Annotated in this window: 10 protein-coding genes and 1 pseudogene; 8 read left to right on the top strand and 3 right to left on the bottom strand. The window is 59.3% G+C overall.

Translation table 11 applies throughout. The features are described from left to right. Positions 1-105: 105 nt before the first annotated feature. The 4 genes from ATI02_RS21785 (at position 106) to ATI02_RS21770 (ending at position 5,334) form a co-directional block, all read left to right on the top strand. Positions 106-2,697, top strand: coding sequence for a glycosyltransferase (locus ATI02_RS21785; RefSeq protein ID WP_100847321.1), 2,592 nt, complete (start codon positions 106-108; stop codon positions 2,695-2,697). A 223-nt stretch (positions 2,698-2,920) separates the two neighbouring features. Further along, a complete protein-coding gene (dapE, locus tag ATI02_RS21780) occupies positions 2,921-4,072 on the top strand; it encodes a succinyl-diaminopimelate desuccinylase (protein WP_100847320.1) in 1,152 nt (383 codons plus the stop codon). Beyond that, positions 4,072-4,881 carry a putative RNA methyltransferase gene (locus tag ATI02_RS21775; RefSeq protein WP_100847319.1) on the top strand — a complete coding sequence of 270 codons (810 nt, stop codon included), beginning with the start codon at positions 4,072-4,074 and terminating at the stop codon, positions 4,879-4,881. Before dapE ends, ATI02_RS21775 begins: the two co-directional genes overlap by 1 nt. Positions 4,882-4,956: 75 nt before the next feature. Further along, on the top strand, positions 4,957-5,334 hold the full coding sequence (locus ATI02_RS21770) for a hypothetical protein (protein ID WP_095189382.1): 378 nt from the start codon (positions 4,957-4,959) through the stop codon (positions 5,332-5,334). Between the two features lie 127 nt (positions 5,335-5,461). Here ATI02_RS21770 and ATI02_RS21765 read toward each other — a convergent pair whose 3' ends face one another. Further along, the gene (locus ATI02_RS21765) at positions 5,462-5,671 is read right to left on the bottom strand and encodes a cold-shock protein (RefSeq protein WP_095189383.1); all 210 of its coding nucleotides are present in this window, start codon (positions 5,669-5,671) and stop codon (positions 5,462-5,464) included. A gap of 238 nt (positions 5,672-5,909) precedes the next feature. Here ATI02_RS21765 and plsB point away from each other — a divergent pair, with 238 nt between their 5' ends. From plsB to ATI02_RS21750, 3 genes are all read left to right on the top strand, one after another. Continuing rightward, positions 5,910-8,411 (top strand): glycerol-3-phosphate 1-O-acyltransferase PlsB, encoded by a 2,502-nt coding sequence (gene plsB / locus ATI02_RS21760; protein ID WP_100847318.1) that lies wholly within the window; start codon positions 5,910-5,912, stop codon positions 8,409-8,411. 116 nt (positions 8,412-8,527) lie between these two features. Next, positions 8,528-8,926: a YbaY family lipoprotein gene (locus ATI02_RS21755; protein ID WP_100847317.1), complete on the top strand. Its 399-nt coding sequence runs from the start codon at positions 8,528-8,530 to the stop codon at positions 8,924-8,926. Positions 8,927-8,953: 27 nt separating this feature from the next. Further along, the gene (locus ATI02_RS21750; protein ID WP_100847316.1) at positions 8,954-9,643 is read left to right on the top strand and encodes a DUF4197 domain-containing protein; all 690 of its coding nucleotides are present in this window, start codon (positions 8,954-8,956) and stop codon (positions 9,641-9,643) included. A gap of 80 nt (positions 9,644-9,723) precedes the next feature. Here the strand turns inward: ATI02_RS21750 and ATI02_RS21745 are convergent. Beyond that, positions 9,724-11,034: pseudogene (locus ATI02_RS21745) on the bottom strand (Fic family protein); the annotation flags it as partial. A 1,198-nt stretch (positions 11,035-12,232) separates the two neighbouring features. On the opposite strand from ATI02_RS21745, the gene ATI02_RS21740 reads away from it, so the two are divergent. Further along, positions 12,233-13,480, top strand: a complete 1,248-nt coding sequence (locus ATI02_RS21740) for an IS256 family transposase (protein WP_095191982.1) — start codon at positions 12,233-12,235, stop codon at positions 13,478-13,480. A 143-nt stretch (positions 13,481-13,623) separates the two neighbouring features. On the opposite strand, the gene ATI02_RS21735 is transcribed toward ATI02_RS21740, so the two are convergent. Then, complete coding sequence (locus tag ATI02_RS21735) at positions 13,624-16,692, bottom strand: efflux RND transporter permease subunit (protein WP_100847314.1); 3,069 nt, start codon at positions 16,690-16,692, stop codon at positions 13,624-13,626.

Here is a 16,692-nt window from a genome sequence, read left to right as displayed (position 1 = left end):
TCCTGTCTGTTGTACGACTTGCGAACTACCGGTGTAGGATGCGCGCCCCATTGGCGTATAGCCTACCGATCCTCCGTTCCACAGCCTTTGGAACCTGAAACAGCTATGTCATCGCGTAAATTTGGTCTCAACCTGGTGGTGGTTCTGGCAATCGCCGCCCTGTTCACCGGCTTCTGGGCACTGATCAATCGCCCGGTCTCCGCGCCCAACTGGCCGGAGCAGATTTCCGGTTTCTCCTATTCGCCATTCCAGCAAGGGCAATTCCCGCAGAAGGATCAGTACCCTTCCGACGAAGAAATGCGCCGCGACCTCGAGATCATGAGCAAGCTGACGGACAACATCCGCATCTACTCGGTCGACGGTTCCCTGCAAGACATCCCGAAACTGGCTGAAGAGTTCGGTTTGCGCGTGACCCTCGGGATCTGGATCAGCCCCGATCAGGAACGCAACGAACGGGAAATCCAGCGCGCCATCGAACTGGCCAACACATCGCGCAGCGTAGTTCGTGTGGTCGTCGGTAACGAAGCGATCTTCCGCAAGGAAATCACTGCCGAGCAACTCAGCGTGTTGCTTGATCGTGTACGCGCGGCAGTGAAAGTCCCGGTGACCACCTCCGAACAATGGCACGTCTGGGAAGAACACCCGGAGCTCGCCAAGCACGTCGACCTGATCGCCGCGCACGTTCTGCCTTACTGGGAATTCATTCCCGTCGACAAGGCCGGCCAGTTCGTTTTCGACCGCGCCCGCGACCTGAAAAAGCTGTTCCCGAAAAAACCGCTGCTGCTCTCCGAAGTGGGCTGGCCGAGCAACGGCCGTATGCGCGGCGGCGCCGATGCATCGCCGGCGGATCAGGCGATCTACCTGCGGACGTTGGTCAACAAACTCAATCGCCAGGGCTTCAACTACTTCGTGATCGAAGCGTTCGACCAGCCGTGGAAAGCCAGTGACGAAGGTTCGGTGGGCGCCTACTGGGGCGTGTTCAACGCCGCGCGCCAGCAGAAATTCAACTTCGAAGGCCCGGTCGTCGCGATCCCGCAATGGCGTGTGCTGGCGGTCGGTTCGGTGGTATTGGCGCTGTTGTCGCTGACCTTGTTGATGATCGACGGCTCGGCCCTGCGCCAGCGCGGGCGGATCTTCCTGACCTTCATAGCATTCCTTTGCGGGTCGGTGCTGGTCTGGATCGGTTATGACTACAGCCTGCAATACAGCACGTGGTTCAGCCTGACGGTGGGCTTCCTGTTGGCGCTCGGTGCGCTCGGGGTGTTTATCGTGTTGCTCACCGAAGCGCATGAACTGGCCGAAGCGGTGTGGATTCACAAGCGTCGACGAGAATTCCTGCCGGTTGAGGGCGATTCCAGCTACCGGCCAAAAGTGTCGATCCATGTGCCTTGCTACAACGAGCCGCCGGAGATGGTCAAACAGACCCTCGACGCACTGGCGGCGCTCGATTATCCGGACTACGAAGTCCTGATCATCGACAACAACACCAAGGACCCAGCCGTTTGGGAACCGGTGCGCGACTACTGCGAAACCCTCGGCCCGCGCTTCAAGTTCTTCCACGTTGCGCCACTGGCAGGCTTCAAGGGCGGCGCGTTGAACTACCTGATTCCGCACACCGCCAAGGACGCCGAAGTGATCGCGGTAATCGACTCCGATTACTGCGTACACCCGAACTGGCTCAAGCACATGGTGCCGCACTTCGCCGATCCGAAAATCGCCGTGGTGCAGTCGCCGCAGGATTATCGCGACCAGAACGAAAGCACCTTCAAGAAGCTCTGCTACGCCGAATACAAGGGCTTCTTTCATATCGGTATGGTCACCCGTAACGACCGCGACGCAATTATCCAGCATGGCACCATGACCATGACTCGCCGTTCGGTTCTGGAAGAGTTGGGCTGGGCTGACTGGTGTATCTGTGAAGACGCCGAACTCGGCTTGCGCGTATTTGAAAAAGGCCTGTCGGCGGCGTATTACCACGACAGTTACGGCAAAGGCCTGATGCCGGATACGTTTATCGACTTCAAGAAGCAGCGCTTCCGCTGGGCCTACGGCGCGATTCAGATCATCAAGCGTCACACCGGCAGCCTGCTGCGTGGCAAGGACACCGAGCTGACCCGCGGCCAGCGTTACCACTTCCTCGCGGGCTGGCTGCCGTGGGTCGCGGACGGCATGAACATCTTCTTCACCGTTGGTGCGTTGTTGTGGTCGGGGGCGATGATCATCGTGCCGCAACGGGTCGATCCGCCGCTGTTGATCTTCGCGATCCCGCCGCTGGCGCTGTTCGTGTTCAAGGTCGGCAAGATCATCTTCCTGTATCGCCGCGCGGTGGGGGTGAACCTGAAAGATGCATTCTGCGCGGCACTGGCCGGGCTGGCGTTGTCGCACACCATCGCCAAAGCGGTGCTGTACGGTTTCTTCACCAGCAGCATTCCGTTCTTCCGCACACCGAAAAACGCCGACAACCACGGCTTCTGGGTGGCGATTTCCGAAGCACGGGAAGAACTGTTCATCATGCTGCTGTTGTGGGGCGCGGCGCTGGGGATCTATCTGGTGCAAGGCATTCCAAGCAACGATATGCGTTTCTGGGTGGCCATGCTGCTGGTGCAATCGCTACCGTATCTGGCAGCGCTGATCATGGCGTTCCTGTCGTCGCTGCCAAAACCGGCAGCGTCGCCAGAGCCGGCACCGGCCGTCTAAATCCTCACCGAAGCACTAAACGGCGGCCAATGGTCGCCGTTTTGCTTTAAGATAACCGCCATTTTGCGGGGCATGGCGTGATAACCGTATCCCTTGTGGGAGCGGGCTTGCTCGCGAAGGCTTTGTAACATTCAACATCTATGTTGACTGATCAATCGCTTTCGCGAGCAAGCCCGCTCCCACAGTTAGTCCGCGCCCACATTCATGATCTTCGGAGTTTTCCATGACGGCCCACGCCGACCTTTCGCCGACCCTCCAACTCGCCATCGACCTGATCCGCCGTCCGTCCGTGACGCCGGTCGACGCCGACTGCCAGAAGCAGATGATGCAGCGCCTGGGCGATGCCGGTTTCACGCTGGAGCCAATGCGCATCGAGGATGTGGATAACTTCTGGGCCATTCACGGCAACAACGACGGCCCGGTGCTGTGCTTCGCCGGTCACACCGACGTGGTGCCGACCGGCCCGGTGACCGCCTGGCAGATCGACCCGTTCAACGCCATCATCGATGAACACGGCATGCTCTGCGGCCGTGGCGCGGCAGACATGAAAGGCAGCCTGGCATCAATGACTGTCGCCGCCGAGCGCTTTGTCACCGACTACCCGAACCATAAAGGCAAGGTCGCGTTTCTGATCACCAGCGACGAAGAAGGCCCGGCGCACCACGGCACCAAAGCCGTGGTCGAACGTCTGGTCGCGCGTAACGAGCGTCTGGACTGGTGCATCGTCGGCGAACCGTCGAGCACTACGCTGGTGGGCGACGTGGTGAAAAACGGCCGTCGCGGCTCGCTTGGCGCCAAGCTCACTGTGCGCGGTGTGCAGGGTCACGTGGCCTATCCGCATCTGGCGAAGAACCCGATCCACCTCGCGGCTCCGGCGCTGGCCGAACTGGCCGCCGAGCACTGGGATCACGGCAACGATTTCTTCCCGCCAACCAGTTTCCAGATTTCCAACGTCAACTCCGGTACCGGCGCGACCAACGTGATTCCGGGTGACCTGGTGGCGGTGTTCAACTTCCGTTTCTCCACCGAATCCACGGTCGAAGGCCTGCAGAAGCGCGTTGCAGGCATCCTCGACAAGCATGGTCTGGACTGGCACATCGACTGGGCGCTGTCCGGCCTGCCATTCCTCACCGAGCCGGGCGCGCTGCTCGACGCGGTGTCGTCGAGCATCAAGGACATCACCGGCCGCGAAACCAAGGCATCGACCAGCGGCGGCACGTCCGATGGCCGTTTCATTGCGACCATGGGCACACAAGTGGTTGAACTGGGCCCGGTCAACGCGACCATTCACCAGGTCAACGAGCGTGTACTGGCCGCCGATCTCGACGTGCTGACCGAGATCTACTACCAGACCCTGATCAAGTTGCTCGCCTGATGCTCGCGTGCCCGATCTGCAGTGAGCCGCTAAATGCGGTGGACAACGGCGTGGTCTGCCCCGCCGGGCATCGTTTCGACCGCGCACGGCAGGGTTACCTCAACCTGTTGCCGGTGCAGCACAAGAACAGCCGTGATCCTGGCGACAATCAGGCGATGGTTGAAGCCCGCCGTGATTTCCTCAACGCCGGGCACTACGCGCCGGTGGCCAAGCGTCTGGCCGAGCTGGCAGCGAGTTACGCGCCGGCACGCTGGGTCGACATCGGTTGTGGCGAGGGTTATTACACCGCGCAAATCGCCGAAGCCCTGCCGGATGCCGATGGCTACGCGCTGGACATCTCCCGCGAAGCGGTCAAACGTGCGTGCAAGCGCAATCCACAACTGACCTGGTTGATCGCCAGCATGGCCCGCGTGCCATTGGCGTCGGGCAGTTGCCAGTTTCTCGCCAGCGTTTTCAGTCCCCTGGACTGGGAAGAAGCCAAACGCCTGCTCAGTGTTGGCGGCGGCCTGATGAAAGTCGGCCCGACCAGCGGCCATTTGATGGAACTGCGCGAACGTCTGTACGACGAAGTGCGCGAATACACCGACGACAAGCATCTGGCCCTGGTGCCGGAAGGCATGGCGCTGGCGCACAGTGAAACCCTGGAATTCAAACTGACGCTGGACAAGCCCGAGGATCGAGCCAACCTGTTGGCGATGACACCCCACGGCTGGCGCGCCAGTGCCGAGCGTCGCGCTGCGGTGATCGAACAGGCCGAGCCGTTCGAGACCACCGTGTCGATGCGCTACGATTATTTCGTTCTTCAATAACTTTTGGTCTCGGGCAAATGCCCGGGGCCGGCTAAATCCGCGAATGGATTTTTCAGACCCGCAGTGAGGACATCCATGCGCCAACCGGATATCGAGATTTACCTGAAAGACGCCGACGTCGACCACAAGGCCATTTCGGCCTGGCTGGGCGAAGCGCTGGGCCCGTGCAGTGACTGGGTGCAGAAGGGCCAGACCTACAAGTGCAAGGCCGGCAACATTCCGGTGACCTGGCTGCCCAAAGCCGTGGGCAAGTGGAACAGCCTGTACCTGGAAAGCGATGCGACCCCATGGGACGACGACATCGCCTGCGCCCGTGCAGCGTTTGCTGCGCTGAACGTTGAAGTGCGTTGTGCACCGGGCACGTGGGTTGAAGAAGAAGGTGAGGAGACAGCGGATCGCTGGATGCGCATCAGCGAAGACGGTGAAGAAGAAATCACCTGGAAAACCGCTTAACAACAGGCAACGCCGATACAAATGTGGGAGCGAGCCTGCTCGCGAATGCGGTGTATCAGTCACCATTCATATCGACTGACACTATGCATTCGCGAGCAGGCTCGCTCCCACAGTGGTTTTCAGGGACTTACAGGCCTACAACATCCTCAGCCTGCAAGCCCTTGTCACCCGTCACCACCGCATACTCGACCTGCTGGCCCTCAGTCAGCGACCGATGCCCTTCGCCGCGAATCGCGCGGTAGTGCACGAACACGTCCACCCCGTCTTCGCGCTGAATGAAGCCGTAGCCCTTGGCGTCGTTGAACCACTTCACGTTGCCGGTTTCACGTGTTGCCATCTGTTCATACTCCTTTTTTATTATTGAACAGGCTTTTCGCAGGAAAGCCTTTGAGGAACGTCAGCCTGCGTCCGACGTCCATAAAAGGGCCCCGGCGACAGACCGCCGAGTATATGACAGGCACGAAAACTCTCAACAGGAGTTTACTTCGCCGCTTTTTTGCCGATTTTCGACTAATACGGCACACTATCGACCGCCCGAGCATCTGCTCGGTTTTATCCACTCACGCAGAAGCCGTATGACCCGCTCCCCGTTTCGCCGTCTTGTGTTTGGCACCTTGCGCCGACTGTTGTACCTCTGGGTTCGCTCGGAGACGATCAACCAGTCGTCGTTCACCCTCAACCTCGACCGCAGTCGTCCGGTGTTCTACGTCCTGCAAAACCCATCGCTGACCGATCTGGCCGTGGTCGACACCGAGTGCACCAAGGCCGGCCTGCCGCGCCCGGTGCTGCCGGTGTCGGTGGGTTCGCTGATTGAGCCTGCCGCGTTCTTCTATCTGACGCCGGACCCGGACTGGCTCGGCCGTCAGGACAAACGCGGTGCGCCACCGACCCTGACCCGACTGGTCAGCGCCCTCACCCAGAACGCCGCCGAAGACGCGCAGATCATTCCGGTCAGTGTGTTCTGGGGTCAGTCGCCGGACAGCGAAAACAGCCCGTGGAAGCTGCTGTTTGCCGACAGTTGGGCGGTCACCGGGCGCCTGCGTCGCCTGCTGAGCATCATTGTTCTCGGGCGTAAAACCCGCGTGCAGTTCTCGGCGCCGATCCATCTGCGCGAGCTGATCGAGCACAACAAGGGCCACGAACGCACCGTGCGCATGGCCCAGCGAATCCTGCGCGTACACTTCCGTAATCTGAAAGCAGCGGTGATCGGCCCGGACATCTCCCACCGGCGCAACCTGGTCAAAGGCCTGCTCAACCAGCCACTGGTCAAGCAAGCGATCCTCGACGAAGCCGAGCGCGAAAACATTTCCCCGGAAAAAGCCAAGGCCCAGGCCCTGCGCTATGGCAACGAGATCGCCTCGGACTACACCTACACCGCGATCCGCTTTCTGGAAGTGGTGCTGAGCTGGTTCTGGAACAAAATCTACGACGGCATCAAGGTCAACCACATCGAAGGCGTGCAAAAGGTCGCCCAAGGTCACGAAGTGATCTACGTGCCGTGCCACCGCAGCCACATCGACTACCTGCTGCTCTCGTACTTGCTGTTCCGCAACGGCCTGACGCCGCCGCACATCGCCGCCGGGATCAACCTGAACATGCCGGTGATCGGCAGCTTGCTACGCCGTGGCGGTGCGTTTTTCATGCGCCGCACGTTCAAGGGCAATCCGCTGTACACCTCGGTGTTCAACGAATACCTGCACACCCTGTTCACCAAAGGTTTTCCGGTCGAGTACTTCGTCGAGGGCGGGCGCTCGCGCACCGGGCGCATGCTGCAACCGAAAACCGGGATGCTCGCGATCACGATGCGCAGCTTCCTGCGTTCGTCGCGCATGCCCATCGTGTTTGTGCCGGTGTACATCGGTTATGAGCGCGTACTGGAAGGTCGCACCTACCTCGGCGAGTTGCGCGGGGCGAGCAAGAAGAAAGAATCGATCTTCGACATCTTCAAAGTCATCGGCGCGCTCAAGCAGCGCTTCGGGCAGGTCGCCGTCAACTTCGGCGAGCCGATCAAACTGGCAGAATTCCTCGACGCCGAGCAACCGGACTGGCGCCAGCAGGAGCTCGGCCCGCAGTACAAACCGGCGTGGCTCAACGAAACCACCAACCGCCTCGGCGAAAAAGTCGCGCAGCATCTGAACGAAGCGGCGGCGATCAACCCGGTCAACCTGGTGGCGCTGGCGCTGCTCTCGACCACGCGCCTGGCGCTGGACGACCGGGCCATGGCACGAGTGCTGGATCTGTACCTGGCCCTGCTGCGCAAGGTTCCCTACTCGCCGCACACCACGTTGCCCGACGGCGATGGTCGCGCGCTGATCGAGCATGTAAAGGACATGGACCTGCTTTCCGAGCAGAACGATGCGCTGGGCAAGATTCTTTATCTGGACGAGCAAAATGCCGTTCTGATGACCTACTACCGCAACAACGTGCTGCACATCTTCGCCCTGCCGGCGCTGTTGGCGAGTTTCTTCCAGAGCACCTCGCGCATGAGCCGCGAACAGATCCTGCGCTACACCCGCGCGCTGTATCCGTACCTGCAATCGGAGCTGTTCATACGCTGGTCGCTGGACGAACTCGATGCCGTGGTCGATCACTGGCTGGAAGCGTTTGTCGAGCAAGGTCTGCTGCGCTTCGAGAAAGACGTGTACATGCGTCCGGCGCCCAGTTCGCGGCACTTCGTGTTGCTGACCCTGCTGTCGAAAAGCATCGCGCAGACCTTGCAGCGCTTTTACATGACTGTGTCGCTGCTGCTCAACGCCGGCCAGAACGCCGTCAGCGCCGAAGAGCTGGAAGACCTGTGCACCGTCATGGCCCAGCGCCTGTCGATCCTGCACGGCCTCAATGCCCCGGAGTTTTTCGACAAGAGCCTGTTCCGCCACTTCATCCAGACCCTGCTCGACCTCGACGTGCTGCGCCGCGACGAGGCCGGCAAACTGAGTTATCACGAGTTGCTCGGCGAACTCGCCGAAGGCGCGGCCAAACGCGTGTTGCCGGCGGAGATTCGCTTGTCGATCCGCCAGGTGGCGCTGCATCGCAGTGAAGACGCCGCCGATCAGGTCGCCACACAGCCCGACGCCTGATGAAAACCTGGTGGGAGCGAGCCTGCTCGCGAAGACGGAGTGTCAGACAACTGAAATGTTGAATGCTAAATCGCCTTCGCGAGCAAGCCCGCTCCCACAATGAAAGGAGATTTTCCATGAAAAAACTGACTATTCTCGCAGCCGCCACGCTGCTCAGCGCCTGCCAATCGACCACACCCGCCGGCAAGATGGGCCTCGACGGCGAAGTGTTCTACCTGCAACGCATCGCCCTGCCACCGAGCGCGACCCTGAGCGTGAGCCTGCAAGACGTGTCACTGGCCGACGCGCCAGCCGTGGTACTCGACGAACAGAAAGGCCCGGTCAATGGCCGGGTGCCGCTGCCGTTCCACTTGAGCTACGATCCGGCCCAGGTCAAACCCGGCCACCGCTACTCGGTCAGCGCGCGCATCGAAGTCAACGGTGAACTGATGTTCATCACCACCGAAAACCACGCCGTGCAACTCGACGGCAACGATCCGCAGCCGCTGAAAATCCGCGTCGACGCCGCTCGTTAATTCATTTTCTGAAACAAGGAAGCTGCCATGCTCCGCCCTACCCTTCGCTTCGCCGGCCTGTGCGCGGGCCTGATGATCTCCGCCAGCGCCATGGCCCTGTCGCTCAGTGACCTGTCGCAACAAGACGCCACCGGCGGCCTCAAGGACGCCCTGACCCAAGGCGCACAACTGGCCGTCAAACAATTAGGTACCCCGGGCGGCTTCAGCAACAACCCGGATGTGAAAATCGAACTGCCGGGCAAACTCGGCAAAGCCGCCAGCAAAATGAAAGCCTTCGGCATGGGCGCCCAGGTCGAAGAACTGGAAACCGCCATGAACAAAGCCGCGGAAAGCGCTGTGACCCAGGCGCAGCCGATCCTCGTCGACGCCGTGAAGAAAATGAGCGTGGCCGACGCCAAAGGCATCCTCAGCGGCGGCACTGACTCGGCCACCCAGTATCTGGATAAATCCAGTCGCGAACAGATCCGCGCCAAGTTCCTGCCCATCGTCAAACAAGCCACCGACAAGGTAGGCGTGGCGCAGAAATACAACGCCTTCGCCGGCCAGGCCGCAACCTTCGGCGTGGTAGACGCGAAGAGCGCCAACGTCGAAAACTACGTCACCGAACAAGCGCTCAACGGCTTGTTTGAAATGATCGGCAAACAGGAAGAAACCATCCGCAACAACCCTGCCGCTGCGGCGACGAGTCTGGCAAAGAAGGTGTTTGGAACGCTCTAAGCTGACAGAAAACGGGAGCGTGATATTTCGCTCCCGTTTTGTATTGCGTTTGCTAGAGGGGCGCGTAAGAAAAATACCTACTCACGACCCAATTTGCGCTTTTCGAAAACCTGCAACTCCACCAGACCGTTGAGCGTCGAAACCGCCGTGGAATAAGCGCAGCAAAGGTGCTCCTTGACGTTGCTCGCCGTAAACTCTTTCGCCACCCCGCTCTTGGCGACCTGATACACCGCCCGCTGTTTTTCCGTCAGCCGATCAAAAAAACCTGAACGTATCAACCATTGCTCAAAGGCCTCGGAATACTCCACGCTTTTTCTGTAGACATCAGCAAAACCAGCCACTGCTCGCAGAATCACCGAACACTGAAACTCGATGAAATACGTCAGATCCATTTCATCGTTCTCGGTATGCAGATATGAACGCCCATATTTCACTGGCGCGTTACGCAGCAGCAGGCTGATCGCAATGTAGCGAAACGCTGCGAACTCATTCTTGAACATGAACCAGTAAAACAACGCCCTGGCGACCCTCCCGTTCCCATCACGAAACGGATGCTCATAGCCCAAGGCGAAATGCAGCGTGATCGCTTTTATCAAGGGGTGCAGCTGGTTCGCCTGCTGAGGCAGGTCTGTGGGCTGATTGATCCAATCCGAAAGCTTCTGAAGACGCGAGACCAACCCGGCAGCAGGTGGGGGTCTATGCACGGTATTGCCCTCGCCGTCCTGCACAACCATTTCATCGTTCGTCCTGAAAAGACCGGGGGCGTACTGTTCGTCATCAATCCCCTCTACGCCGACCTTATGAATGGCAGCAATCAACTCCGGACTCAAAGGCTCGTAGCGCTTTTCCCAGGCGAAATTCATCATCCGGTAATTCCCCATGACCATGCGCTCGTCTGGCGTACGCGGCTGGCGCTGATGCTTGAGCATGTCTTTGGCAACACGTGTGGTAGTCGCTGCGCCCTCCAGCTGACTACTGGCGATGGCTTCGTCTTCGATCAGGTTATTGAGCAGATAACTGAAATGCGCCCGCTCACCGATCTGACTGGTCATGTACTCCAAAGCAGCAGAGGTGGTTTGTCGATCCACGACGGAAATGGTTTTCTGCGCAGAAGGCGTCAGCAAATATTTGCCCCATTGCACCGGCTCACCCAGCGGCAACAAATTGATGTACTGCGCAACCCGCGCCTTCTTGACCAGGGCCCAACACAAATTGGCATCCAGCCCGCTGGCCCAACGGAAGCGCAAGGCTTCGAATGGCAGATAACGATGTTGATCATCGAGAGGCTTGAGCAGCGCCAGATAATCCGCCAGACGCTGCTTGTGCGGCGGACGCATCAACAAGTCGAACACCGGGTCGGTTCTGCCTTTCAATGCTGGCGGCTTTTTCATCAGGCGGACTCAGGATGCGTGGGGAAGCAGAGGCTGGAGTACAGCATCCGAGGCAATCTGGCTCAAGATCAGAGGTTTCTGAAAAAAATGTAGGAAGTGGCGCAGGTAGAGCTGGCTCTGGGTAGTCAGCTAGAGACTGGTCGGATATCAGGCCGTCATCGCTGGCAAGCCAGCTCCCACAATTTTGATTGGGTGTAAGCAGATAGAGACTGGGTGGCTGTAAGGCCGTCATCGCGAGCAGGCTCGCTCCTACAGTTGGATTGCGTACATCTGCAAGCAACAGGTCGGCTGTCAGGCTGCCATCGCTGGCAAGCCAGCTCCCACAATTTTGATTGGGTGTAAGCAGATAGAGACTGGGTGGCTGTAAGGCCGTCATCGCGAGCAGGCTCGCTCCTACAGTTGGATTGCGCACATCTGCAAGCAACAGGTCGGCTGTCAGGCTGCCATCGCTGGCAAGCCAGCTCCCACAATTTTGATTGGGTGTAAGCAGATAGAGACTGGGTGGCTGTAAGGCCGTCATCGCGAGCAGGCTCGCTCCTACAGTTGGATTGCGTACATCTGCAAGCAACAGGTCGGCTGTCAGGCTGCCATCGCTGGCAAGCCAGCTCCCACAATTTTGATTGGGTGTAAGCAAATAGAGACTGGGTGGCTGTAAGGCCGCCATCGCGAGCAGGCTCGCTCCTACAGTTGGATTGCGTACATCTGCAAGCAACAGGTCGGCTGTCAGGCCGCCATCGCTGGCAAGCCAGCTCCCACATTGGGTGTAAGCAGATAGAGACTGGGTGGCTGTAAGGCCGCCTTCGCGAGCAGGCTCACTCCCACAGAAGAGCAAGAGCAGATCGCTTCTGCTCCTCACCACTCAACAGGATGAGCGCAAGCTCGGCTGCGGCTTTTGATCTTAGAGCCCGTCGGCAGGCTGAGCGGAGGGATTGATCCGGGGGGTGGGAGCGCAGCGACCGTTCGACGAAGTCGAACACATCGAGAGGAGGTGCAGCGAAGCAAACCGGAGGCGATGCACCCGGATCAATCCCGGAGCGAAGGAACCCCGAGCCCCAGCGAGTGGGCCGAACGTCAGGGCACAGACCTTTGGTTCCTTTGGGGCGTTTGCCAAAGGGACTCGCTGTAAGAGCGAAAACGCCAGCAGCAGGGGGTGTCAGAAATTTTGTGTTCGGGCATAACATGAGTAAGAGGTGCATGTATGCCAACCAAAAAGAAACCCCTGCGTGACCTACCAAAAATCCCCAAGGAGCTGCTCGAAGAGTTCGGTGAGGGGCTGATTACCGCAGAGGCTATTGAAGACGCTTCTGCGGCCTTCAAGAAGGCCTTGATTGAGCGAGCATTGAGTGCCGAGCTCGGTCACCACCTGGGGTATCCGCCGGGCGCGCAGCGCCCAGAGGATGAAACCAACCAGCGCAATGGCAAAACGGGCAAGACGATTTTGACGGGGGATGGCCCGCTGCGGCTGGAGATTCCCCGTGATCGGGATGGCAGTTTTGCCCCCATTCTGATCCCCAAGCATGAGCGGCGTTACACCGGTTTTGATGACAAGATCATCGCCATGTATGCCCGAGGCATGACCGTTCGAGAAATCCGCGCTTTCCTCTCTGAGCAATACGGGACGGACGTTTCCCATGACTTCATCAGCTCAGTCACGCACGAGGTGATGGAGGAAATTGGTGCGTGGCAACAGCGACCGCTTGAGCCGATGTACCCAGTCATTTTCTTCGATGCGCTGCGGGTCAAGATCCGAGAAGAAGGCCTTGTCCGCAACAAGGCGATTTACTTGGCGCTGGGTGTTTTACCCGATGGAACGCGCGATATTCTTGGTATCTGGATCGAAAACACCGAGGGTGCGAAGTTCTGGATGAAGGTCTTCAACGACCTCAAGACCCGCGGCGTAGAGGACGTGCTGATCGCCGTGACTGACGGTCTCAAAGGCATGCCAGAGGCGCTAAGCGCAGTATTTCCGGCAACAACGCTGCAAACATGCATCGTCCACTTGATCCGCAACAGCCTCGATTACGCGGCGTGGGACAAGCGCCGTGAGCTGGCCAAGGCGCTAAAACCGATCTATCAAGCCATCAACGCAGAAGCGGCTGAGGAAGCACTGGATGCCTTTGAAAATGGCCCTTGGGGTAAGCAATACCCAACGGTGGTGGCGGCCTGGAGACGAGCCTGGGATCGAGTGATTCCATTTTTTGTCTTCCCGCCTGCCATTCGAAAAGTGATCTATACGACCAACGCTATCGAAAGCATCAACGCTCAGCTACGCAAGATCATCAAGACCCGGGGCCACTTCCCGACGGATGACGCAGCGACCAAGCTGATCTGGCTTGGGCTGCGTAACATCACGGCAAACTGGGGCTCGGCGGCTCATGACTGGAAGAGTGCGATGAACCAATTTGCGATTCTGTACGGAGATCGATTTATCAGGCCGACCTGGTAAAACCCGGCCTGCCTGACGGCAGGCCATTACCGGCCCGCACACAAAAAATCTGACACTCTCCAGCAGCAACACCCGCAGAAACGGATATTCACCCAAACCCCAAGAACATGGTCGGCCCGAAGGCCGCCACGTCAAACCAAAGATCAACCCTCCCGACGAACCCTGAACCAGACCGCATACAACGCCGGCAAAAACAACAGAGTCAGCGCCGTAGCGACAATCAACCCCCCCATGATCGCCACCGCCATCGGCCCAAAAAACACACTGCGCGACAACGGAATCATCGCCAGAACCGCCGCCAGAGCCGTCAACACAATCGGCCGAAACCGCCGTACCGTCGCCTCGATAATTGCCTGCCAAGGCCTGAGCCCCGAGGCAATATCCTGCTCGATCTGATCCACCAGAATCACCGAATTACGCATGATCATCCCGGACAGCGCGATAGTCCCCAACATCGCCACAAAGCCGAACGGCTGCCGGAACACCATCAAAAACAGCACCACCCCGATCAACCCCAACGGCGCCGTCAAAAACACCATCGCCGTGCGCGAAAAACTGCGCAGCTGCACCATCAGCAACGTCAGCACCACCACGATGAACATCGGCACCCCGGCATTCACCGACTTCTGCCCACGCTCCGAATCCTCCACCGTCCCACCAACATCCAGCAGATACCCGCCCGGCAATTCAGCGCGAATCGAATCCAGTGTCGGCATAATCTGCTTCACCAGCGTCGCCGGCTGCTCCTTGCCATAAATGTCTGCCCGCACCGTCACGTTGGGCAGACGATTACGGTGCCAGATGATGCCTTCCTCAAAGCCATATTCGAGCGTGGCAACCTGCGACAGCGCCACGCTGCGACCGTTATCCGTCGGCACGGCCAGGCTCGGCAGCAACGACAACTCGGTACGCTCATGCACCGTGCCGCGCAGCAGAATCTCGATCAATTCGTTGTCTTCGCGATACTGACTGACGCTCGACCCGGTCAACGAACTCTGCAGGAATTTCGCCAGATTGGCGGTGCTCACCCCGAGTGCCCGGGCGCGATCCTGATCGATGTTCAGGTACACGACCTTGCTCGGTTCTTCCCAGTCCAGATGCACATTGACCACATGCGGATTTTCGCGAACCTTGGCCGCGACCTTGCGGGCCAGAGCGCGGACTTCTTCGATGTGCTCACCGGTAACGCGGAACTGCACCGGATAGCCAACCGGCGGGCCGTTTTCCAAACGCGTGACCCGCGAACGCAGCGTCGGGAACTGCTCGTTCAGCGTGGAGATCAACCAGGTGCGCAGCGTTTCACGCTCCTCGATGTTCTTCGCCAACACCACAAACTGGGCAAAGCTCGCCGCTGGCAACTGCTGATCCAGCGGCAGGTAGAAACGCGGCGAACCGGTGCCGGCATACGCCACGTAGTTGTCGATGCCAGCGTGATCCTTGAGCATAGCTTCAAGGCGTTTGACCTCACCGGTGGTGTTGGCCAGCGATGCCCCTTCGGCGAGTTTCAGATCGACCATCAGCTCCAGCCGATTCGAGGCCGGGAAAAACTGCTGCGGCACGAAACGGAACAGCATCACCGACGCGATAAACAGCCCCACGGTCAGCACAATCACGGTTTTACGGTGCACCACGCACCACTCCACCAGACGCCGAACACGCTGATAAAACGGTGTGCCGTAAGGATCCGGTTGACCATCACTCGTGCCGTGTTTGGCCGCATGAATTTTCGCCAGATCCGGCAGGAGCCTTTCCCCCAGATACGGCACGAACATCACCGCCGCGACCCACGAAGCGAGCAGCGCAATGGTCACCACCTGGAAGATCGAACGGGTGTATTCGCCCGTGCCGGACTGCGCCGTGGCAATCGGCAGGAAACCCGCGGCGGTGATCAGCGTACCGGTAAGCATCGGGAACGCGGTGCTGGTCCAGGCGTAGCTCGCCGCCCGGATGCGGTCAAAGCCCTGCTCCATTTTGATCGCCATCATTTCCACGGCGATGATCGCGTCGTCCACCAGCAAACCCAACGCCAACACCAACGCGCCGAGGGAGATTTTGTGCAGGCCGATACCGAGGTAATACATGCAGGCAAAGGTCATCGCCAACACCAGCGGAATGCTCAGCGCGACGACCATGCCGGTGCGCACGCCGAGGGAGAAGAAGCTCACCAGCAACACAATCGCCAGTGCTTCAACCAACACCTGGACGAACTCGCCCACGCCGGTTTTCACTGCTGCCGGTTGATCGGAAACCTTGCGCAACTGCATGCCGGCCGGGAGGTTTTTCTGGATGCGCGAGAACTCGCCATCCAGCGCTTTACCCAGCACGAGAATGTCACCGCCGTCCTTCATGGCAACCGCCAAGCCGATCGCATCTTCGCCCATGAAGCGCATGCGCGGCGCCGGTGGATCGTTGAAACCACGCCGCACGTCGGCGACGTCGGAGATGCGGAACGTGCGATCGCCGACCCGGATCGGGAAGTTTTTTATCTCGTCGACTGTCTGAAAATTCCCCGAAACCCGCAGTTGCAGACGCTCGCTGCCGGTCTCGAAGAAGCCGGCAGTGGACACCGCGTTCTGTTCTTCCAGCGCCTGTTGCACCGCCGCCAATGGCAAACCGAGAGTGGCGAGTTTGACGTTGGACAGTTCGACCCAGACCTTCTCGTCCTGCAACCCGAGCAGATCGACCTTGCCGACATCCTTGACCCGTTGCAGCTGAATCTGCACGCGATCGGCGTAATCCTTGAGCACGGCGTAGTCGAAACCATCGCCCGTCAGCGCGTAGATATTGCCGAAGGTGGTGCCGAATTCATCGTTGAAGAACGGCCCCTGAATCCCCGGCGGCAAGGTCTGGCGGATGTCGCTGACCTTCTTGCGCACCTGATACCAGAGGTCGGGGATCTGGTTGGAGTGCATTGAGTCACGGGCAATGAACGTGACCTGAGATTCACCGGGGCGGGAAAACGAAACGATGCGTTCGTATTCGCCGGTCTCCATGAGTTTCTTCTCGATGCGTTCGGTGACCTGACGCGAAACTTCCTGCGCCGTCGCGCCCGGCCAGCGGGTCTGGATCACCATGGCCTTGAAGGTGAACGGCGGGTCTTCACTCTGGCCGAGTTTGGTGTAGGACAACGCACCGACGATGGCCAGCAAAAGCATCAGGAACAGTACGATCTGGCGATTACGCAGCGCCCATTCGGAAAGGTTGAAGCGCAT

Origin of the sequence: Pseudomonas baetica, from assembly GCF_002813455.1 — a bacterium.
Lineage (GTDB): Bacteria > Pseudomonadota > Gammaproteobacteria > Pseudomonadales > Pseudomonadaceae > Aquipseudomonas > Aquipseudomonas baetica.
The sequence above is the reverse complement of the archived record's forward strand: the minus strand, read 5'-3'. Positions and strand labels throughout refer to the sequence as shown.

What these genes read in the sequence shown, in the direction of transcription:
- ATI02_RS21770 (WP_095189382.1), top strand. Translation starts at nt 4,957, where the DNA reads ATGCGCCAACCGGATATCGAGATTTACCTGAAAGACGCCGACGTCGAC.
- ATI02_RS21735 (WP_100847314.1), bottom strand. Translation starts at nt 16,692, where the DNA reads ATGCGCTTCAACCTTTCCGAATGGGCGCTGCGTAATCGCCAGATCGTA.
- ATI02_RS21765 (WP_095189383.1), bottom strand. Translation starts at nt 5,671, where the DNA reads ATGGCAACACGTGAAACCGGCAACGTGAAGTGGTTCAACGACGCCAAG.
- plsB (WP_100847318.1), top strand. Translation starts at nt 5,910, where the DNA reads ATGACCCGCTCCCCGTTTCGCCGTCTTGTGTTTGGCACCTTGCGCCGA.
- ATI02_RS21755 (WP_100847317.1), top strand. Translation starts at nt 8,528, where the DNA reads ATGAAAAAACTGACTATTCTCGCAGCCGCCACGCTGCTCAGCGCCTGC.
- ATI02_RS21750 (WP_100847316.1), top strand. Translation starts at nt 8,954, where the DNA reads ATGCTCCGCCCTACCCTTCGCTTCGCCGGCCTGTGCGCGGGCCTGATG.
- dapE (WP_100847320.1), top strand. Translation starts at nt 2,921, where the DNA reads ATGACGGCCCACGCCGACCTTTCGCCGACCCTCCAACTCGCCATCGAC.
- ATI02_RS21785 (WP_100847321.1), top strand. Translation starts at nt 106, where the DNA reads ATGTCATCGCGTAAATTTGGTCTCAACCTGGTGGTGGTTCTGGCAATC.
- ATI02_RS21740 (WP_095191982.1), top strand. Translation starts at nt 12,233, where the DNA reads ATGCCAACCAAAAAGAAACCCCTGCGTGACCTACCAAAAATCCCCAAG.
- ATI02_RS21775 (WP_100847319.1), top strand. Translation starts at nt 4,072, where the DNA reads ATGCTCGCGTGCCCGATCTGCAGTGAGCCGCTAAATGCGGTGGACAAC.